Raw genomic sequence first — 18,425 nt, 5'->3', positions numbered from 1 at the left:
GACGAGCGCGACGAGCGCGCAGCCGCCCAGAAGACGGCCGACGACGAGCGCGCCGCCGAGCGCGACGAGGACGACCCCCGCGTCGAGACGCACGCGGCTCCGGCCGTCGTCGAGACCGCGGAGTTCGTGGTCCGCGTCCAGGTCGAGCCGGTGGACGACGACGGCGACCCCCGCACCGCGACCGTCGAGGTCGCTCCGGCGGAGGAGTCCGAGCACGTCGAGCGCGACGAGGCCGCGGCCGATCGCGACGCCGCGTCCGACGACGCCCACCGCTCCGAGGACGACCGCGCATCGTCCGCCGCCGGTCGGGAGTAGTCCCGTGCGCACCCGCTCGTACGGCGCGCGACGCAAGCCGCGTGCGGCCTGGATCGCGCTCGGCACGGGCGTCGTGCTCTCGTTCGTGGTCGTCGTCGCCGTGCTGCTGCCCGTCCTCGGGTTGATCGGCGCGGCGGACGGCACCACGGCCGGGGCGCTCGACGTCCCGGTCGGCGCGATCGTCCTCTCGATCGTCCTCAGCTACGCGGTCGGCCTGGCCTGCCTCGCGGTCGCGTTCCTCTCCCGCAACGCGGCCCTCGCCTGGGTCGCCGCGGTGGCCGCCGTGATCGCGACGCTCATCGGCTCGATCTGGCCGCTCGTCGCGACCGGATTCGCCAGCGTCGACCAGGCGAAGGACGTCATCCCCTTCATCCAGGACCTGATCGCCCGGGTCCGGGGGTAGCGTCGGGGCGATGAGCTCCGACTACCTCCGCGCCTACGACGACCAGCTCCGCTCCGACGCCGAGACCCCGAGCGCCGTCTCCGTGACGCGCGAGGGGCCTCTGCGTCTGGTGACCTTCGCCGGCGGACGCGGCTTCGTCACCTACCGCGACCTCGCCGGCGCCTCCTCCGCGGAGATCGCCCGCCTGGTCGCCGCGGCCTGCGCGCACTTCGACGCCGATCCCGGCATCACCCGCGTCGAGTGGAAGACCCGCGGCCACGACGAGGCCCCCGGCCTGCACGACGCCCTCGTCGCGAACGGCTTCGCGCCGGACGAGGCCGAGTCGATCATGATCGGCCGGGTCGAGGCGCTGCTCTCGGACCGGCCGGTCTCGGAGGGGGTCGTGCTGCGGCGCGTCATCGACGAGCCGGACGTCCGCGCGTTCAGCGCCATGATCGACGCCGCCTTCGAGGAGGAGGTCGACGTGTCGATCGCCGATTCGCTCGTCACCCGCCTGGCGCGCGGCGACGGCATGGAGCTGTGGGTCGCCGAGGTCGACGGGCGGATGGCGTCCGGCGGCAGGCTCGAGCCCGTCCCGGGCACCGCCTTCGCCGGCATCTGGGGCGGAGCGACGCTGCCGGAGTACCGCGGACGCGGGCTCTACGGCCTGGTCACGGCCGCCCGCGCCGCCTCCGCACAGGCACTCGGGAAGACCCTCGTGCACAGCGACTCGACCGAGTACTCGCGGCCCATCCTGGAGCGCGCGGGCCTGGTCCGGGTGTCGACGACGACTCCGTACCGTCGACGTCGTCCGTAGTCCGCGCTCCGTGGGTTTGCGGGGATCCCGAGACGCGCGCTGAGCGCGCTACTCGATCAGCACGGCGGGGACCCTTGCTGGTCGAGTAGCGGCGCAACGGCGGATCGAGACCCGCCCCTTCGAGCGTGGGGGATCTCGATACGCGCGCTACTCGATCAGCGTGGAGGCCTGGTGAGACCCGCCCGATCGTGCGCGCGCTGCTCCGATCAGCTCGGGGACGTGATCTCGAGCGCGATGTTGTCGGGGTCGCGGAACTCGAGGAGGCTCATGCCGCCGGCGTCCTTGATCGGCTCGTGGGCGATGCCGAGGTCGTCGAGCACGGCCGCGGCCGCCTTCAGCGCGTCGAGGTCGGGGACGGTGAAGCTGACGTGGTCGAGCCCGACCCGGTCCTCGTCGAAGCGGTCGTCGCCGGGCGCGACGGGGCGCAGGCCGAGCAGTCCACCCGGGAACTGGTAGATCACGCCGCCGAACACGAACGCCAGCTGCTCCTTCTCCTCCGGCGACGCGTCGGCCGGCGGCGCCTCGAAGGCGACGTCGAAGCCGAAGACGGAGTCGTAGAAGGGGCGCGAGACGGCGATGTCGCGGACGGTGAGTCGGACGTGGTTGTAGTCGACAGCGGGGATCGGCACAGGGGTTCCTCTCGGCGGGGCGGGCGGAGTGCCCGTCTCCAGTGGTTCGGAGGCGGCGGGCCGCCGGTTCGGGGCTGGCGCCGCCTCCGAGGATCGGGTAGCGCGTCAGTCCAGCTCGGTCGGGCGCGCCGGCTCGGCCAGCAGGGCGCGCGCCGCCATCCCGATCACCGCGCTGTAGGTGGGGTAGGCGAAGCGGACGTTCGCGAGGGTCGCGAGGTCGACTCCGGCCGCCATCGCCGTGGTCACCGACTGCACGACCTCGATCGCGTTCTCGCCGACCGCGTGCGCACCGAGCAGCAGCTCGCGGCGCCGGTCGGCGATCAGCGTGAGGAACCCGTTCTCGCGGTCGTCGATGACGGCGCGGTCCAGGTGCGAGAACGGCACCGAGACGACGACGCACTGCGGGTCGCGCTCGCGGGCCTGCTCCTGCGTGAAGCCGACGCCCGCGTAGTCCGGGTCCGTGAATCCGCCCGCGGGCAGGAGGAACTGGGGCGTGCGCCGGTTCGCGCCGAGCACCGCGTTCTCGGCGGAGGCCTCCGCCTCGAACTGCGCCGCCTGGACGAGCATGTCGCGCCCGTTCGCGTCGCCGACCGCGAAGATGTGCGGCACGACGGTGCGGAAGTACTGGTCGGCGGGGATCGCCGAGTGGACGACCTCGATGCCCGCGTTCTCGAGTCCGAGGTCCTCGACGTCGGCGGGCCAGCCGGTGGCCATGATCACCACGTCGACCTCGACCGTCCGGTCCTCGCCGCCCTCGCGCCACGCGATCGCGAGCGAGCCGTCGTCCTGCCGCTCGATGCCCGACACCGTCTCGATCCCGGTGCGGACGCGGGCGCCCTGGCGCTCGAAGGCGGCGCCGACGTGCTCGGAGATGCTGGAGTCGGAGGTCATCAGGATCCGCGGGGCGACATCGAGGAGCGTCACCTCGGAGCCGAAGGCGTTGAAGACGGTGACGAGCTGGGCGCCCGTGTTGCCGCCGCCGATCACGGCGACGCGGCGCGGCAGCTCGGTCAGCCCGAGCACGTCCTCCGGCACGGTCGCGAGCTCGGCGCCCGGGATCGGCAGCCGCCGCGAGTGCCCGCCGACGCAGACCATGATCGAGCGCGCGCGGATCCGCCGCCCGCTGTCGAGCACGAGGGTGCTCTCGTCGACGAAGCGGGCGCGGCCCTCGTGGATCAGGTCGACCCCCGCCTCCTCGAACCGCTGCGCCTCGCGCTTGATCGAGCGCACCAGGTCGACGCGCTCGTGCACGTGGCGCACGGTCTCGGCCCAGTCGAGGACGGGAGTGCCGATCTCGATCCCGTAGTCGCCGGCGGAGCGGGTCTCGCGCATCATCCGCGCCGTCTTCGCCAGGACGCGGGTGGGCACGCATCCGGTGTTGACGCAGGTGCCGCCGACGCGCGCGGCCTCGAGCACGACGACGCGCGCTCCCAGCTCCGCGGCGCGGAGGGCGGCGGCCGTCCCCGCGGGTCCTGCGCCGATGATGGCGACGTCGTACTCGGCCTGCTCGGGAGTGCTGTCGGGCACGGGGACCTCCGGTTCTGGGTGTGCTCCGATCCTGCCGCTCCGCGCCCCGCCGCACCCGGCCTTGACAGCCCGCCCGCGGACCGGCGTCGCGGGCGTCCCGACGCTGAACATCGGCCGAGGACGGTTGCCCGGCGGGCGCCCGGCACGGTGGGATGACCGGGTGGGCTGCGGCGGGGGACTCGAGCGGAAGGCGCTCCGATGAGCGCCCGCACCTTCGGGGTGGAGGAGGAGTACCTCCTCGTCGACGCCGGCGCGTTCCTCCCGACCCCCGCGGCGCCGCTGCTGCTCGGCTCCGTCCGCGGCTCCGCGGCGGTCGCCCTCGCCGCCGAGCTCAAGGCGGAGCAGATCGAGGCGGTCGGCGCTCCCGCCCGCACGCACGACGCGCTGCTGGCCGGGCTGCGCGAGGGCCGCCGCCTGGCCGACGACTCCGCCCGCGAGGTCGGTGCCCGCGCCGTCGCGGTCGCGACCAGCCCCGCCGCGTTCGAGCCGCACCTCTCGGCCGACGAGCGCTACGACCGGATGGCCGAGCGCTTCGGCCTCGTCGCCCGCGAGCAGTTCACCTGCGGCCTGCACGTCCATGTCGGGATCGGGTCGCCGGAGGAGGGGATCGCGGTCCTCGACCGGCTGCGCGGCTGGCTGCCCGCCCTCCTCGCCCTGAGCACCAACTCCCCGCTGAGCGCCGGTGTCGACACCGGGTTCGCCAGCTGGCGCTACCAGTCGTGGGGGCGCTGGCCCACCGCCGGCCCGGTCGGCATCTGGGGCGACGTCGAGCAGTACCGGAGCGTCGTCGCCTCCCTCACCTCCTGCGGCGTGCTGCTGGACGAGGGCATGCTCTACTTCGACGCCCGTCTCTCCCGTGCGCACCCGACCGTCGAGGTGCGCATCGCCGACGTCCCGCTGCACGCCGAGGACTCGGCGCTGATCGCCGTCCTGATCCGGGCGCTCGCCGAGACGGCCGTGCGCGACGCGGGCGCCGGGGTCCCGCCCGTGGCGCTGCCGACTCCGGTGATCGCCGTCTCCTCGTGGCTGGCGAGCCGCCACGGCACGACCGGCGACCTCATCGATCCGGTCGACGGCTGCCCGGCCCCCGCCTCCGCGGTACTGGCGCGCCTGCTCGACCACGCGGGTCGGGCGCTGGCGGAGTCGGGCGACGAGGAGGTCGCGGCGTGCGGCGTCGAGCGGGTCCTGGCGCGGGGCACGGGCGCCGAGCGGCAGCGCGCGGTGTGGGAGCGGACGGCGTCCGCGGCCGAGGTGATCGCGGACGCGGCGGAGGCGACGCGCGCCTAGAGGCTCGCTGGTCGCGGGCTCACGGCTCGCTGGTCGCGGGCTCACGGCTCGCTGGTCGCGGGCTCACGGCTCGCTGGTCGCGGGCTCGGCGGTTCAGGGCTCGCTGGTCGCGGGGTCCGCCGACCCGGACTCCACCGTTCCGGACTCCTCCGCCTCGGGCTGCGGCGACTCCGGCACCAGCTGGTAGCCGCCCTCGATCGTCCCGTCCGGGCGGAGCAGGATCTGCGTGTACACCGGGGCGCCGCTGCGGAGCGTCGTACCGCTGACCCGGAGGGGCTCCCCGGCGAAGAACGCCTCCGAGCCGGTGCAGCCGGCGAAGAAGGACGCGTCCGGGCGCTGCACGGCGAGGCACACCGTGGTGCCGTTCGGCTCGGTGATCAGCAGGCGGTCGTTCTCGGCGGTGTCGAACCCGGAGCCGTAGACGACGGCCTCCCCGGCGAGCAGGGCGAGGCCCGGCGGGACGTCGGTGGTCGGCTCCCAGCCCTCGACGAGCGCGGCGAAGCGGTCGGCGGGATCCGCGGAGGCGGTCGGCGGGGCGACGGGGTCCGCGGGCGGAGGGAGGAGGAGCGCGGTGGGGACGATCGCGCCGACCGCGGCTCCGCCGACGATCGCGGCGGCGAGCACGAGGCGGCGGCGGCGGGGGTGCGGCGTCCGCGGGGCCGGCCGGTCGGGGTGCTCGGCGGGCGACTCCGGAGTCCCGGAGCCGGCGGTCGCCGACAGCGGGAGTGCGGTCGCGGGCAAGGGGAGAAGCGAGTCGGTCGCCGTCCAGGGATGCGCCGCGCCCGGCTGTGCCACGGACGGCGTGGCGCCGGTCTGCGCGCCGGACCGCGTCACTCCGGGAGGCGCGTCCTCCGCCTCCAGCTCGCCGAGCCGTCGCAGCGCCTCGCGCCGCTCGTCCCGGTCGGCGCCGTCGTCGCGGGGTCGGGCCGACAGGATCCGCTCGAGATCCCTGCGCTCGTCGTCCTCGGCCTGCACTCCGTCAGTATGGCGGCGCCGGACACGGGAACGGCCCGCGACCCCCGGGACTCCGCCTTCTCAGCGGTGTCCCGGTGGCCGCGGGCCGTTCCGGTGCGGGCGTCAGCCCGACGGGTTCTCGACCGGGTCGCCCTCGGGGTCGGTGGCCGTCTCGGGGTCGACGTGCTCGGGGTCGGTGGTCTGCGGGTCCTCGGGAGTGTTCTTCTCGGTCATCGGATCCTCCTTGTCGCTGGATGCGGAACGTGCGGACAGGTTCCACGCTACGGCGGGAGCTCCGTGGAGCGCGCCCGGTTGACTCCGCCGCCCGGTGTCCGGAACCGAGGTCAGGAGCGGCGGATCCGCCCGAGCGGCCCGTCACGCTGCTTCCGGCCTCGGCTCCGGACGCCGCTCGCCTCGGCCGGCCCCTTCACCCGTGGCAGCCGCGGGCCTCCACCGCAAGGCCTGGCAGCGCTCTGTCGCGATTCGTACGCTGAACCCCTCGAGCCGAGGAGCAGCAGCGCCACATGATTCGCACCACCGTCACCATCGAGGGCAAGACCTACGGGCTGTCCCAGGGGACCGACGTCGCCGAGCTGAAGCGGTCGGCGACCGAGGCGACGCAGGCCGGAGGAGGCCTCGTCGACTTCGTGATCGTGGGCAACCGCCAGGTCAGCGTCCTGATCTCGACGGGTGTTCCGGTGATCTTCGAGGAGCTCGAGGTGCCGGACGACGACCGCGACACCGGTGACGTCCACCAGCCGTGGGACGACATCGACTACCTCGACTGACCCCGTCCTCCCGGCCGCGCCGTGTCGCTGCCGGGTCCCAGACGCCTGAGGGGCGCCGCCGGCTGGACCCGGCGTCTCTCGGGCACCTCGTGCCGCGCTACTCCGCGGACTCGCTCTCGGCCAGCTCGCCCTCGACCAGCGTGCGGGCGGCCGAGGCGAGGGCCGAGCGGATGCGCTCCGCCGGCTCCTGCAGCATCGCCGCGATCGCGTCGACGTCGTGGCCGCCGGTGTGCCGGAGCAGCCAGGCCTGGCGCTCGAGCGTCGGCAGGGCGTGCAGGCGGCGGTGGAAGCCCGAGCGCAGCAGGTCGTCCTCGCGGATCGCCGGCGGGGCCTGCTCGGCGCGCTCCATCGCGGAGCCGCCGCGCTGCACGCTCGCGCGTCCGACCTCGGAGCGCATCAGGTCGAGGGCGCCCGTGTCGTCGAGTCCCTGCGGCCGTCCGCTGCGGACGGTGACCGCCGCGTGGCGGAGGGCGGCGCTCGCCGCGGAGTCCGACAGCGTGAGGCGGTAGGCGTACGCGTAGAGGCCGAGGGCGCGGTTCTCGAGGGCGCGGCCGGCGAGCAGCTCGCCCTGCTGCTGCGACTGCGTCATGCCGACGGCGGCGACGGGTCTGTCGTAGGTGGTCACGGTGACTCCTCGGCTCCGCGCGCTCCCGGTCGGGAAACGCGTCGGAGGCGATGCTAGGGAGTCGAGAACGATCGTTCTACCCTTGACTTCTCGGAATCTTTTTCGATGCGTGCGCATGGAAGCGCTTTCCCGACAACCGTCCTGGAAAGTGGAAGCGCTCTCACTCCCGCGCCGAGAGGATGCAGAACTCGTTGCCCTCCGGGTCGGCGAGCACGACCCAGGACTGCTCGCCCTGCCCGACGTCGGACCGCGTCGCCCCCAAGCCGACCAGCCGCGCGACCTCCGCCTCCTGGTCGTCCGGCACGAAATCCAGGTGCAGGCGGTTCTTCACGGTCTTGCGCTCGGGTACGTCGAGGAAGAGGAGGCTCGGCCCGCGGCCCGATGGGGCGAGCAGCTCGATGCCGTCCTCGTCCTCGTCGACGACGTCCCAGCCGAGGGCCTCCTGCCACCAGTGCCCGAGGGTCCGGAAGTCGGTGCAGTCGACGATGATCTCTTCGAGTCGGAGGGCCATGCACCGACGCTAATCGGCGCGGGGCGTGTCGGGGAAGTGCGTCCGGCGGGTCCGCGCGGCGCCGCGGCTCCGTCCGGCCGTGTCGTCCGCGGGACGGGTGCCCGTGCCGGTTCGGCACGACGGCTGGCGGCCGGAGCGGCGGCGCGGCATCCTCGACGCGGGTGCCTCTGCGCCCCGGGGACGAGGAGCAGCATGAGCACCGCACGCGAGCAGTGGGAGGCGCGCTACGCCGACTCCGATCGGATCTGGTCGGGCCGGCCGAACGCGACGCTGGTCGGGCTGGTCGGCTCGCTGCCGCCGGGCCGCGCCCTCGACCTCGGCGCCGGCGAGGGGGCGGACGCGCTGTGGCTGGCGTCGCTCGGCTGGCGCGTGACCGGGCTCGACCTCTCCGAGACGGCGCTGGGCCGGGCGCGCGCGGCCGCGGCCGAGCGGGGCGCCGACGTGGACTTCGTGCAGGCCGACCTCGCCGAGGACTGGCCGGTCGTGGGGGAGTCCGACCTGGTGACGGCGAGCTTCCTGCACTCGATGGCCGAGTTCCCGCGGATCGACGTGCTGCGGCGGGCGGCCTCCGTCGTCGCTCCCGGCGGCCGCCTCGCCGTCGTCTCGCACGCCGCGCCCCCGCCGTGGGCGAGCGGCGACGACCACCGCCACGGAGCGATGCACCTCGTCGGCCCCGAGGAGGAGCTCGCCGAGCTGGCCCTCGACCCCGCCGAGTGGACCGCGGAGCTCGTCGAGACGAGGGAGCGCGCCGTGACCGCTCCCGACGGCACGGCAGCCGTGCTCCTGGACGGCGTGATGCTCCTGCAGCGACGCGGCTGAGCAGGCGCCGCTCGAGGACCGCGGCCGGGCTAGCGTGGTCCGCGACCCCGACCCCGCAGGAGGCGCCGATGCCGCTCGATCCGTACCTCGCCGCCCGGCTGCCTCTCCTGGCCGGCCTCGCGTATCCGCTCGACGCCGAGCAGGCCGCCCGCATGGCCGCGTTCGAGGAGGATCCGGGGCCCTGGTCGCTGCCCGAGGGGATCGACGTCGTCACGGAGACCGCGTCCGGCCCGCACGGACCGGTCCCGCTGCGCGTGTACTCGCCCGCCGCGCCCGAGCGCGCTCTGCTCTGGGTGCACGGAGGAGGGTTCGCCGCCGGGAGCATCGACATGCGCGAGTCGCACGTCGTCGCGGCGGAGCTCGCCCACCGGGCGGGGACCCGGGTCGTCTCCGTCGACTACCGGCTCGCCGGCCCCGACGTCCGCTACCCCGTCCCGCTGGACGACGTGCACGCCGCCTGGCGGCACCTCCGCAGCACGGAGTCCGGATCCACGCCCGTCGCGATGGGCGGCGCGAGCGCGGGAGCGGCCCTGGCCCTCGGTGCGGTCCTCCGCGAGCGCGACGCCGGTGCGCGGCTGCCGGAGCACGTGCTCCTGGCCTACCCCTTCGCCCACTTCCCCAACCCCGCCGTCGACGACGCGATCGCGGCCGAGCTGCGCGAGCTGCCGCCGGTCCTCCGCTTCCCTCCGTCGAGCATCGAGGGCATGGTGCGCACCTACCTCGGGCGGATCTCCGACCTCCCCGTCGAGGCGCTGCCCGGCTCCGCGCCGCTGGCGGGTCTGCCTCCGGTCACGGTCCTCGTGAACGAGTACGACGAGCTGCGGGGGTCAGCGGAGCTGCTCCTGCGCCAGCTCGCGGAGGCGGGCGTCGCCGTGACCGGGCACCTGGCCGCCGGCATGCCCCACGGGCACCTCAATCGGACGCCGGCGCTGCCCGAGGTCGACCGCTCGCTGCATCTCTTCGCGGCTCAGCTGCGCGCGATGGGCTGAGGCGCCCGGCCTCGTCCCGTCCGCTCCGCCCCGCTCAGCTCAGGCGCGGTCCGCACCGTCCCGCTCAGGCGCGGTCGTGCAGGGTGACGTGGTAGCCGTCCGGGTCGGCGAAGGTGAAGGTGCGCCCGAACGGGCCGTCGATGGGAGCCGCGACGACGGGGTGCCCGTCGGCGACGAGCGCGTCGTGGATCTCCTGCACGCCGGTCGCGTGCAGCCAGATCGCGGCGCCCATACCGGGGCGGGAGGCGGAGTCGAGGTCGGTGCCGGGCGCGAGGTCGCGCAGGGCGAAGGCGATCGGAGTCGTCGCGAAGACGACGGCGTGCGGCGGGCCGGCGGGCGAGCGGACCAGGCCGAGGTACTGCTCGTAGAACGCCTGGGACGCCGCGAGGTCGCGGACCTGGAGTGAGACGAAGTCGGGGCCGGTGACGGGCATGGGGTTCCTCCTCGGTTGTGTCAGCTTTCTGACACATTGGAGCGTATGTCAGAATACTGACATGAGTCAAGACGGCATCGACCTCGAGACCTCGCTCGGCTACCTCCTCAAGGAGGCCTCGAGCGCCCTGCGCGCGGCGATGGAGGCGGTGCTCCGCCCGCTCGGGATGACGGTCACCCACTACTCCTGCCTCGAGCTCCTCGCCCAGCGGCCGGGCCTCTCGAACTCGGAGCTCGCGCGGGGCGCCTTCGTCACCCGGCAGTCGATGAACGTCCTGCTGCAGACTCTGGAGCGCGACGGCGTCGTCACCCGCCCCGACGCGGCTCCGGTCGGCAAGGCGCTCCCCGCCCGGCTCACCGAGCGCGGACGCCGCAGCCTCGCCGAGGCCTCCTCCGCCGTCCGCGGGGTGGAGCTGCGGATGCTGGAGGGGCTCGCGGAGGAGGAGCGGCAGGCGGCGGCGCGCCTGCTCCGCGGAATGATCCGGTCGCTGCGCGCGGACGACCGCACTTGAGGGGGCCGGCGATACGGCGTACGGGATCTTTGTCGGCGTGTTCGCGGGCGCTCTGGTGTTCCCGATCGTTCGCGGCGATGATCAGCCAGGACACAGGTGTCAGCAGAGACATTCGGAGCACCCCCTTGAGTGCGGAGAACGCTTGAACGGCGCACGCGAGAACCGCCAAGGTCTCTCCCTCTTCGTCACCGTCTCGAACGAGCCGTCCGCCGACACTCTCGCGCTCGCTGCTTCCTGCCCGCGAAGGATGCGGTGGGCGCACGGGCGTCTTCGACCGCTTGTTCGATACTGATCGCCTGGGGACGGCTGCTCTCACTAGAGTCGTGGCGTGGGACGCGAGCTGCAGCTGGGTGAGGCTCTTGCGCGGGTGGAGGCTCTCGGATCGTCGCTGGTGCGGCTCACCAGTGAGCAAGCCGTCAGGGCTGAGATCCAGTCGACCGCTCAAGAACTCTGGTCACAGCTCGCCCCTCGCGATCGTGCCGCGCATCGGAAACTCGGCGCGAGGGTACTGGTGGAAGCGGCGGTCGCGTCCTGGAAGACGAACAGTCGACGAGTGGCGCTGTCGTTGCTCCGGCAACCGGTGCGTCAAGGTCCGCCGCCGCTCAGTTTCGTGGGGATGTCAGATTCCGAGGCGAGGAGTCACCTCGGGGAGCGTCACCGCGAGAAGGAGCGATCTGCCGAGGTTGTTCCGCGACCGCCCAAGCTCTTGATCATGTCCGCTGGGGAGAAACTGGCCTTCGGCTCGTTGGTCGAACCCACGACCCCGCCGAGGTCGGATGGACCGGTCTGGCACCGCGGTCCGGACTCAGGACCCGGCGGCAACTACGGCTATCCGCGGAGTCTGGCAGCATCCACGAACCAGGACCGGCCTTGGAGAGAGGCTGAGCGGGAGGTCTGGCGCTGGCTGATCCGCCAAGGCGTTGCACGTGCCCGGTTGGGACGCGGATCCAGGGACGGAGGGATCGATATCGAGTCCGTCGATCTCATCGTGCAGGTGAAGTATCAGACGCGACCGATTTCCGAACCCGCGGTGCGAGATCTGTGCGGCGCATCGATGATCGATCAGAAAAAACCAGTCATTGTTTCCAAGTCCGGCTTCACCAGGTCTGCTTTCGCGTTTGCAGATCGGTCGGGAACCGCACTCTTCCGCTACGAGCCGGATTCACCCGAACCGATGAATGCCCATGCGAAGACCCTTCTGATCCGTCTAGGTGAGAGAGCTGTGCAGTGATGGTCGCTGAGTTCGCGAGGCACGGCTGTCCAAGGTTCTCCGGATCTCCGGGCTGATGCGTCCTGAGGCCGCGCTGTTCCGCCGTCTGTAGGAACGGGCGCCGCGCGCTCGCCGGTACGGTCGCGCTCATGGCAGCAGGAGGAGCGGTGCGCCCGCTCGACGTCGGGATCGTCGGCGGCTCGATCGGCGGACTGTTCGCCGCGGCCCTGCTCGTCCGCGACGGGCACCGCGTGACGGTCCTCGAGCGGTCGGCGACGGGCCTGTCGCGGGAGGCGCCGGGCTGGTGGCCCAGCAGGACCTGATCGACCTCCTGCACGCGATCGGCCGCGACGACGAGGCGCGGGTCGGCGTCGTCGCGCACGAGCGGATCACCCTCGACCGCTCCGGGCGCGTGATCGGCCGCGACCCCTCCCCGCAGACGCAGGTGTCGTGGGACCACCTCGACGACACGCTCCGCTCGCGGCTCCCCGCCGACCGCTACCTCCTCGGTCACGCCGTCGCCGGGGTGCGCCCCTCGACCGGGACGGACCCGGTCGTCGTCGAGCTGCGCGACGGGAGCGGCCTGGAGTTCGACGTCGTCATCGGAGCCGACGGCCTCGGATCCGTCATGCGCGCGGCGGTCGCGCCCGAGGCGCCGGGGAACCGCTACGCCGGCTACTCGACCTGGCGCGGGCTGATCCCGGAGTCGGCGCTCTCCGCCGAGGCCGCGGCGACTCTGCTCGGACGCTTCGCCTTCTACACCGCGCCCGGCGAGCACATGCTCGGCTACCTCGTCCCCGGACCAGCCGGCGAGGTGGAGCCCGGCCGACGGCGCTACAACTGGGTCTGGTACCGGCCCCTCTCCGAGGACGCCCTCCGCGGAGTGATGACGGCGTCCGGCCGTCCACCGGAGAGCGTGTCCCTCGCGCCCGGCGACCTCGCTCCCGATCTCCGCCGCCGGCTCGAGGAGGACGCGCTCGACCGCCTGCCGCCGGCCTTCGCGGCCGCCGTCCTGGCCGAGCCGCAGCCCTTCCTGCAGGCGATCGTCGACTACGTCCCGCCGCGGACGGTCCGCGGCCGGGTCGCCCTCCTCGGTGACGCCGCCGTGACGGTGCGGCCGCACACGGCCATGGGCGCGGCCAAGGCGGCGGGCGACGCGCTGGCCCTCGCCGGCTCCCTCGCGCGGCACCCGGTCGACGAGGCGCTCCAGCGCTACGAGGCCGAGCGGCTCCCCGTCGGCCGCGCCATCGCCGAGTACGGCAGGCGCGTGGGCCGCTCGATCCCGCTGCTGTCCGAGTGACCGCAGCAGCATGCGCCCGGCCGAACCCGGATCGACGGCGCGAGCCGATCCTCGGTCGGAGCGGACATGGCTCGCGCTCGCCCTTCAGCGTGCAGGGTCCGATGCGCTGCCCGGCGGCGACTCGAAGGGAAGCTGGAACGGGGGTTCGCAGCATCGCATGGTCGCCACCACGTGGCGCCGGCGCGGACGATTGCAGTCGATAGCGACGAATTAGGTTTCGGCTAGAGGTGACTATCATCGGCTAGATGTTGCCTGAGCAGAACCCCTATAGCCCTGGATCCGGTCGGCGGCCGCCCGAGCTCGTTGGTCGGACTGGCGAGCTCGAAGCGTTCGACACGATCCGCGCTCGTGTCACGCATGGAATGAGCGATCGCGGCATCGTCCTCACGGGCCTCCGCGGCGTCGGCAAGACGGTGCTGTTGAACGAGATGCACCGCATGGCGGAGTCGTTCGAGTGGCTCACGGTGCGCCTCGAGGCGCGTCGGGATGAAGGCGGCGCGCGGGCCGTACGGCGTGCCCTGGCTCGAGAGCTCGTCGTGTCCGCTCGCAAGCTCACCCGCTCGAAGCCGACGGCGCTGATGCGAGAAGCACTCGGCACGATCTCCTCGTTCAATGCGAAGGTCGGTGCAACGGGGATCGAACTCGGAGTCGCACTCAACGACGGACGTGCCGACTCCGGCGACGCTGAAGTCGACCTCCTCGAGCTCGTCGAAGACGTTTCCACCGCTCTGGGGGAGCGTCGTCGTGCCTTCGGTGTGTTCGTCGATGAGATGCAGGACCTCGATGCGGAGACGATGGGTGCGCTCATCGCCGCTCAGCATGCGGCGAACCAGCGGGAGTGGCCGTTCTACATCATCGCCGCCGGCCTCCCGAATCTCCCCCGTGTCCTCACCGAGACGCGTTCGTACGCCGAGCGCCTCTTCAACTACCGACAGATAGGCACCTTCTCTCGCGACGATGCGGCGCACGCTCTCCGAGAGCCCGCGGAGCGGCTCGGCGCTGAGTTCGCTCCCGATGCGCTCGAGATTCTCCTCGAAGCCGCAGGCGGCTACCCGTACTTCATTCAGGAGTACGGGCAGGCCGCATGGAACCTCTCCAGTCGTCTTGTCACTCTGGCCGACGCCACGGCAGCAGTGCAGTACGGGACCGAACAGCTCGATGCCGGATTCTTCCGCTCACGATGGCAGCGAGCCACGCGCTCAGAGCGACGAATGCTCCGCGCCATGGCAGCCGACGGTGAGGGACCCTCCTCCACCGCTCTCGTCACGCAGCGAATGGGTATCCCGACAACCAGCCTCGGGCCCTACCGTGCCGCGCTCATCAGCAAAGGACTGGTCTACTCACCCGAGCACGGCCAGATCGCCTTCACGGTCCCCGGCATGGCTGGATACGTCGACCGCCACCACGAGGACCTCGACGACGGGAGCCCGAGCGTCTGAAGTCGACCAGACGTCTCCTCTCTCAAGGGCTCGGAGTCCGGTCGCGTACGGGACGTCGCAGAACAGTAGGCCTGGGGAGGCATCAAGACGGAGAACCAGGGACGGCCCTGATCTTCCGGCTGGTCTCCTCAGGTGAGCCGAGGTCCGTGCTCGTCACGAGTTCATCCGCCGCCCCGCCTGGCCGCTCCCCGCCGTCCGCCGCGCGTCCCTTGCTCCTCGACCGCGGAGACGGCACCCTCGGGTGACGGCCCACGGCGAAGGAGACGCATGGACGACGACGGACTCCTGGCTGCGCTGCTGCGGGGACGGCCGGCGACGCTGGCCGACGCGGCGGAGCTGACCCACATCGACGAGGCCGAGGTCGCTGCGGCGATCGAGCGGCTCCGCGGCCGGGGGCTCATGGGCGGCGAGGGCGAGCAGCTCGACTTCCCGGCACCGATGGAGTGGGCGGCCGCGGCCATCGCCCGGCACACCGAGTCGGCGCGGCGGGCGGGCAGGGAGTCCCTGGACGGGATCGAGCGCGTCGTCGCGGGCCTGCCGATGCTGCTCGGCGCCTGGCGGGTCGGCGAGGACACGTCGGATCCCGTGCCGACCCTCCTCCGCCACGGGCCGCACGCGTCCGAGGACCTCTGGTTCGACCTGGTGCGCCGCGACTCCGGCTCGCTCGTGGCGGTGCTCCCGAACGTGGAGCGGTTCCTCGATCCGCCGACGGAGCGGGCGATCCGCTTCGGGCACGCGCTCGCGGCGAAGGACCGGGTGCGCGTCATCATGCCGGCCGCCGGCGCGCGCGACCCCCGGGTGCTCGCCCGGGTGGAGGCGTACCAGGCGGCGGGCGTCGAGTACCGGCTCCTCGAGAGCCCGCCGAGCTGGTTCTGGGTCGACGGCGACCACCTCGCCGTCCCGTTCGAGTGGGGCGAGACGAAGCCGACCAGCGTGCTCGGCGTGCGCCACGCGGCGCTGGCGGGGCTGGTCGAGTCGTACTTCGAGGTGCTGTGGCGGCAGGCCGCTCCGATCGGCGCCGTCGACCAGAGCTGGCTGCCGCTGCTCCGGCTGATGCGCCAGGGCGTCACGCTCGAGACCGCGTCGCACCGGCTCGGCATGAACCCTCGGACCGGCCGCCGCCGCGTGGCCGCCGCGATGGAGCACTACGGAGTGGCGACGCTCTTCGCGCTCGGCACGGCGTGGGCGGCGGACTCGCGCACCCGCGACGGCGACGCCGGTGCCGGAGAGCCGGTGCTCGACGATCCGGAGGCGCTCGAGCCGGGAGTGCTGGACGACGGCGAGATCGACCTCGCCGAGACGGTGCCGCGCGATTGAGCCCCCGCGGTACCGAGCCGTGCGGCCGACCCCTCGACGCCTTCGGGTGGCAATGAGGAGTCGGCCGATGCGCCCGCCCGGGCACCTCTCCAGTGTCCGGACGTGACCACGGCGGGGACAAGAGCCTGTAGCGGACACGTCCGCAAGAGGACACCGCACCCGGGAGCGGATCGCCGGCGCTCCCGCTCGGAGGCGGGCGCGTGCCAGGCTTGCCGCATGGATCTCGAGGTGCGGCCGGGGCTCGTCGTCCCCGCATCGGAGCTGCAGTGGCGGTTCTCGCGCTCCTCCGGGCCCGGCGGGCAGCACGTGAACACCTCCGACAGCCGCGTTCAGCTCACCTGGAACGTCGAGGAGTCGACGGCCCTCTCGGACGAGCAGCGCTCGCGTCTGCTCGAGCGCCTCGGGCGGCGGCTCGTCTCCGGAGCGGTCACCGTCACGGTGGCGCAGCAGCGCTCGCAGCTGCGCAACCGCGAGACGGCCCTCGAGATGCTCCGCGGGATCATCACCGCGGCCCTCGCGCCGCCCTCCGCCCCGCGGCGCCCGACCCGGCCCACGCGCGGCTCCACCCGCCGCCGGCTCGCCGCGAAGCAGCAGCGCTCCGAGACGAAGCAGCAGCGCCGGCGGCCGCCCGGCGACTGAGCGGAGCCGCGGGGCCCGCCTGGCGGTTGCGCGGAGTCGCAGGGTCCGCCCACAGGCTGCGCGGAGCCACGGGCCCCGGTCGCGCCGGACCCCGCTCAGGGAGTGAAGAACGCCTCGATCGCCGCGGTCAGGGCGACCAGGTCGTCCACGTGGGCGAGCTCGCGCGCCGAGTGCATCGAGAGCAGCGGCACTCCCACGTCGACCGTGGAGATGCCGAGCCGGGTCGCGGTCAGCGGGCCGATCGTGGATCCGCACGGCACCGAGTTGTTCGAGACGAACTCCTGGTACCCGACGCCGGCGCGCTCGCAGACGCCCGCCCACAGCGCCGCACCGCGCGCATCCGTCGCGTAGCGCTGCGTCGCGTTGATCTTGAGCAGCGGCCCCTTCCCGGCGACCGGCTGGTTCGCCGGGTCGTGCTTCTCGGAGTAGTTGGGGTGCACGGAGTGGCCGGCGTCGGCCGAGAGGCACCAGGAGGCGGCGATCGCCCGGGCGCGCTCGTCGACGCCGGCGCCGAGGGCCGTGCCGATGCGCGAGAGGACGTCCTCGAGGAACGGCCCGCTCGCTCCGGACCGGCTCGCCGAGCCGAGCTCCTCGTGGTCGAAGGCGGCGAGCACGCTGATGTGCGCGGGCGGCGCCGCGGGATCGGCGCTCGCCGCGAGGAGCGCGACGAGGCCGGCGTGCACGGAGCTGAGGTCGTCCATCCGCCCGGCGGCGAGGAACATCTCGTCGATCCCGAAGCGGCGCGGCGCCTGCGTGTCGGCGGTGAGCAGGTCGTAGCCGGCGATGTCGGAGGCGTCGTCGAGCCCGGCGTGCGCGGCGAGCAGCTGGAGCAGGTCGACCTCGGAGGCGTCGCCGATGCCGAACACGGGGACGGTGTGCTTCTGGCGGTCGAGGGTGAGGCCCTCGTTCGCCGTGCGGTCGAGGTGGATCGCGAGCTGCGGGATCCGCAGCAGCGGGCCGGTCCGGAGCAGGCGCGTCGAGCCGTCGCGGGTGACCACGCGCCCGGCCAGCTCGAGCTCGCGGTCGAGCCAGGAGTTGAGCAGCGGGCCGCCGTAGATCTCGACGCCGGCCTGCAGCCAGCCCTTCGAACCGATCGTCGGCCGGGGCTTGAGCATGAAGCCGGGGGAGTCGGTGTGGGCGCCCAGGATGCGGAAGGGCGTGGTCGCCCCGGAGCCCTCGGGCAGGTGCCAGGCGATGATCGCGCCGTCGCGGACGACGTAGTACCGGCCGGGCCCCGCGGGCCACGCCTGCGTCTCGTCCAGCCCCGTGAATCCGGCTCCCTCGAGGCGCCGTGCCGCCTCGGCGGCCGCGTGGTACGAGGAGGGGGAGGCGGTCAGGAACTCGGCGAAGTCGGCGATGTGGTCGTCACGCGTGGTCATCCCTCCAGTGAAGCACGCGGCGCGGCCGGGACGGGGAGGGTGCCGGGGGAGCCCCTGCGGCGGCCGTCACGGCCGGGCAGGAGCACCCCGGGGCGGAGGGTCAGCGCCGGGTCAGGTCGACGTCGGCCTCCGCGGCGATCGCCTTGATCAGCGCCGAGGCGTTCTCCCCGCCGAAGCCGGCGGCCATCGCCTCGTCGATGTAGTGGCGGGCCGTCGCGACGCCGGGGACGGGTGCGCCGACGCTGTCCGCGTAGGCCTGGATCAGCCCCGCGTCCTTCTGCACCAGCGCGAGGGCGAAGGACGGCGAGTAGTCGCCGGCGACAGCCTGCTCGACCCGCTGCGGGCGTCGCACTTCCCCGTTCGAGTCCGCGACGGCCGAGGACGCGGTCATCACGGACGCGGAGTTCAAGTCAGTTGCCGCGGATCTGATGAACATCCGCAGCACGATCGGGTACGTCTCGAGCAACCTCAACCAGCTCGCCCCTCGGTGGCGCCAGCGGGCGAGGGCTGATGCGCAGAAGTTGTGCGCGGGAAGAGGTGCTGAACCGCTCGTC

Annotated in this window: 21 protein-coding genes and 1 pseudogene; 14 read left to right on the top strand and 8 right to left on the bottom strand. The window is 73.3% G+C overall.

The genetic code is table 11. The annotated features are described in order from the left end of the window. The 3 genes and pseudogenes from C5C74_RS17435 to C5C74_RS09800 form a co-directional block, all read left to right on the top strand. Positions 1–315, top strand: a pseudogene (locus C5C74_RS17435) (hypothetical protein); the annotation flags it as partial. Positions 316–319: 4 nt separating this feature from the next. Continuing rightward, a complete protein-coding gene (locus C5C74_RS09805) occupies positions 320–718 on the top strand; it encodes a hypothetical protein (RefSeq protein ID WP_104223994.1) in 399 nt (132 codons plus the stop codon). Between the two features lie 10 nt (positions 719–728). Further along, on the top strand, positions 729–1,514 hold the full coding sequence (locus tag C5C74_RS09800) for a GNAT family N-acetyltransferase (protein ID WP_104351443.1): 786 nt from the start codon (positions 729–731) through the stop codon (positions 1,512–1,514). Between the two features lie 206 nt (positions 1,515–1,720). Here the strand turns inward: C5C74_RS09800 and C5C74_RS09795 are convergent, their stop codons facing one another. Together C5C74_RS09795 and C5C74_RS09790 are read right to left on the bottom strand one after the other, a co-directional pair. Continuing rightward, positions 1,721–2,143, bottom strand: coding sequence for a VOC family protein (locus C5C74_RS09795; protein WP_104223996.1), 423 nt, complete (start codon positions 2,141–2,143; stop codon positions 1,721–1,723). A gap of 105 nt (positions 2,144–2,248) precedes the next feature. Then, entirely contained in the window at positions 2,249–3,670 is a 1,422-nt protein-coding gene (locus tag C5C74_RS09790; RefSeq protein WP_258064142.1) for an NAD(P)/FAD-dependent oxidoreductase, read from the bottom strand. A 198-nt stretch (positions 3,671–3,868) separates the two neighbouring features. Between C5C74_RS09790 and C5C74_RS09785 the strand changes: the two genes are divergently transcribed. Continuing rightward, positions 3,869–4,957 (top strand): glutamate--cysteine ligase, encoded by a 1,089-nt coding sequence (locus C5C74_RS09785; RefSeq protein WP_104351441.1) that lies wholly within the window; start codon positions 3,869–3,871, stop codon positions 4,955–4,957. Between the two features lie 93 nt (positions 4,958–5,050). Here C5C74_RS09785 and C5C74_RS09780 read toward each other — a convergent pair whose 3' ends face one another. Beyond that, positions 5,051–5,932 (bottom strand): hypothetical protein, encoded by an 882-nt coding sequence (locus tag C5C74_RS09780; RefSeq protein ID WP_104351440.1) that lies wholly within the window; start codon positions 5,930–5,932, stop codon positions 5,051–5,053. Between the two features lie 503 nt (positions 5,933–6,435). Here C5C74_RS09780 and C5C74_RS09775 point away from each other — a divergent pair. Continuing rightward, positions 6,436–6,699 (top strand): hypothetical protein, encoded by a 264-nt coding sequence (locus C5C74_RS09775; protein WP_104224053.1) that lies wholly within the window; start codon positions 6,436–6,438, stop codon positions 6,697–6,699. A 97-nt stretch (positions 6,700–6,796) separates the two neighbouring features. Here C5C74_RS09775 and C5C74_RS09770 read toward each other — a convergent pair whose 3' ends face one another. Both C5C74_RS09770 and C5C74_RS09765 read right to left on the bottom strand, forming a co-directional pair. Then, positions 6,797–7,324, bottom strand: a complete 528-nt coding sequence (locus C5C74_RS09770) for a hypothetical protein (RefSeq protein WP_104224052.1) — start codon at positions 7,322–7,324, stop codon at positions 6,797–6,799. Between the two features lie 160 nt (positions 7,325–7,484). Further along, positions 7,485–7,835, bottom strand: a complete 351-nt coding sequence (locus C5C74_RS09765) for a VOC family protein (protein ID WP_104224051.1) — start codon at positions 7,833–7,835, stop codon at positions 7,485–7,487. 192 nt (positions 7,836–8,027) lie between these two features. Here C5C74_RS09765 and C5C74_RS09760 point away from each other — a divergent pair, with 192 nt between their 5' ends. Together C5C74_RS09760 and C5C74_RS09755 are read left to right on the top strand one after the other, a co-directional pair. Continuing rightward, positions 8,028–8,654: a class I SAM-dependent methyltransferase gene (locus C5C74_RS09760; protein WP_104351439.1), complete on the top strand. Its 627-nt coding sequence runs from the start codon at positions 8,028–8,030 to the stop codon at positions 8,652–8,654. A 68-nt stretch (positions 8,655–8,722) separates the two neighbouring features. Then, on the top strand, positions 8,723–9,643 hold the full coding sequence (locus C5C74_RS09755) for an alpha/beta hydrolase fold domain-containing protein (RefSeq protein ID WP_104351438.1): 921 nt from the start codon (positions 8,723–8,725) through the stop codon (positions 9,641–9,643). 64 nt (positions 9,644–9,707) lie between these two features. On the opposite strand, the gene C5C74_RS09750 is transcribed toward C5C74_RS09755, so the two are convergent. Then, positions 9,708–10,076 (bottom strand): VOC family protein, encoded by a 369-nt coding sequence (locus C5C74_RS09750; RefSeq protein WP_104269567.1) that lies wholly within the window; start codon positions 10,074–10,076, stop codon positions 9,708–9,710. A gap of 61 nt (positions 10,077–10,137) precedes the next feature. Between C5C74_RS09750 and C5C74_RS09745 the strand changes: the two genes are divergently transcribed. The 7 genes from C5C74_RS09745 to arfB all read left to right on the top strand — a co-directional run bounded on the left by C5C74_RS09745 (position 10,138) and on the right by arfB (position 16,492). Further along, positions 10,138–10,587 carry a MarR family winged helix-turn-helix transcriptional regulator gene (locus C5C74_RS09745; protein WP_104269566.1) on the top strand — a complete coding sequence of 150 codons (450 nt, stop codon included), beginning with the start codon at positions 10,138–10,140 and terminating at the stop codon, positions 10,585–10,587. A gap of 328 nt (positions 10,588–10,915) precedes the next feature. Next, on the top strand, positions 10,916–11,818 hold the full coding sequence (locus C5C74_RS09740) for a restriction endonuclease (protein WP_146083054.1): 903 nt from the start codon (positions 10,916–10,918) through the stop codon (positions 11,816–11,818). Between the two features lie 128 nt (positions 11,819–11,946). Then, positions 11,947–12,120: an NAD(P)-binding protein gene (locus C5C74_RS17710; protein ID WP_219813077.1), complete on the top strand. Its 174-nt coding sequence runs from the start codon at positions 11,947–11,949 to the stop codon at positions 12,118–12,120. Then, positions 12,102–13,097, top strand: coding sequence for an FAD-dependent monooxygenase (locus C5C74_RS09735; RefSeq protein WP_219813076.1), 996 nt, complete (start codon positions 12,102–12,104; stop codon positions 13,095–13,097). Before C5C74_RS17710 ends, C5C74_RS09735 begins: the two co-directional genes overlap by 19 nt. Positions 13,098–13,342: 245 nt before the next feature. Beyond that, positions 13,343–14,536 (top strand): ATP-binding protein, encoded by a 1,194-nt coding sequence (locus C5C74_RS09730; protein ID WP_104225860.1) that lies wholly within the window; start codon positions 13,343–13,345, stop codon positions 14,534–14,536. A gap of 267 nt (positions 14,537–14,803) precedes the next feature. Beyond that, the gene (locus C5C74_RS09725; RefSeq protein WP_104263255.1) at positions 14,804–15,853 is read left to right on the top strand and encodes a hypothetical protein; all 1,050 of its coding nucleotides are present in this window, start codon (positions 14,804–14,806) and stop codon (positions 15,851–15,853) included. Between the two features lie 216 nt (positions 15,854–16,069). After that, complete coding sequence (gene arfB, locus C5C74_RS09720) at positions 16,070–16,492, top strand: alternative ribosome rescue aminoacyl-tRNA hydrolase ArfB (protein ID WP_104266506.1); 423 nt, start codon at positions 16,070–16,072, stop codon at positions 16,490–16,492. Positions 16,493–16,587: 95 nt separating this feature from the next. Here arfB and C5C74_RS09715 read toward each other — a convergent pair whose 3' ends face one another. Together C5C74_RS09715 and C5C74_RS09710 are read right to left on the bottom strand one after the other, a co-directional pair. Next, positions 16,588–17,871, bottom strand: a complete 1,284-nt coding sequence (locus tag C5C74_RS09715; protein WP_104351437.1) for a M18 family aminopeptidase — start codon at positions 17,869–17,871, stop codon at positions 16,588–16,590. Between the two features lie 100 nt (positions 17,872–17,971). Further along, positions 17,972–18,223 carry an NAD-binding protein gene (locus C5C74_RS09710; protein ID WP_181134683.1) on the bottom strand — a complete coding sequence of 84 codons (252 nt, stop codon included), beginning with the start codon at positions 18,221–18,223 and terminating at the stop codon, positions 17,972–17,974. Positions 18,224–18,425 lie beyond the last annotated feature (202 nt).

The sequence above is a fragment of the Rathayibacter sp. AY1E8 genome, from assembly GCF_002931415.1.
GTDB lineage: Bacteria > Actinomycetota > Actinomycetes > Actinomycetales > Microbacteriaceae > Rathayibacter.
Note: the sequence above shows the minus strand (reverse complement) of the source record. Positions and strands in the feature narration are given on the sequence as shown.

Coding starts and splice junctions, on each gene's coding strand:
- C5C74_RS09800 (WP_104351443.1), top strand. CDS start 729: ATGAGCTCCGACTACCTCCGCGCCTACGACGACCAGCTCCGCTCCGAC.
- C5C74_RS09785 (WP_104351441.1), top strand. CDS start 3,869: ATGAGCGCCCGCACCTTCGGGGTGGAGGAGGAGTACCTCCTCGTCGAC.
- C5C74_RS09775 (WP_104224053.1), top strand. CDS start 6,436: ATGATTCGCACCACCGTCACCATCGAGGGCAAGACCTACGGGCTGTCC.
- C5C74_RS09765 (WP_104224051.1), bottom strand. CDS start 7,835: ATGGCCCTCCGACTCGAAGAGATCATCGTCGACTGCACCGACTTCCGG.
- C5C74_RS09760 (WP_104351439.1), top strand. CDS start 8,028: ATGAGCACCGCACGCGAGCAGTGGGAGGCGCGCTACGCCGACTCCGAT.
- C5C74_RS09755 (WP_104351438.1), top strand. CDS start 8,723: ATGCCGCTCGATCCGTACCTCGCCGCCCGGCTGCCTCTCCTGGCCGGC.
- C5C74_RS09750 (WP_104269567.1), bottom strand. CDS start 10,076: ATGCCCGTCACCGGCCCCGACTTCGTCTCACTCCAGGTCCGCGACCTC.
- C5C74_RS09745 (WP_104269566.1), top strand. CDS start 10,138: ATGAGTCAAGACGGCATCGACCTCGAGACCTCGCTCGGCTACCTCCTC.
- C5C74_RS17710 (WP_219813077.1), top strand. CDS start 11,947: ATGGCAGCAGGAGGAGCGGTGCGCCCGCTCGACGTCGGGATCGTCGGC.
- C5C74_RS09730 (WP_104225860.1), top strand. CDS start 13,343: ATGTTGCCTGAGCAGAACCCCTATAGCCCTGGATCCGGTCGGCGGCCG.
- C5C74_RS09725 (WP_104263255.1), top strand. CDS start 14,804: ATGGACGACGACGGACTCCTGGCTGCGCTGCTGCGGGGACGGCCGGCG.
- arfB (WP_104266506.1), top strand. CDS start 16,070: ATGGATCTCGAGGTGCGGCCGGGGCTCGTCGTCCCCGCATCGGAGCTG.
- C5C74_RS09715 (WP_104351437.1), bottom strand. CDS start 17,871: ATGACCACGCGTGACGACCACATCGCCGACTTCGCCGAGTTCCTGACC.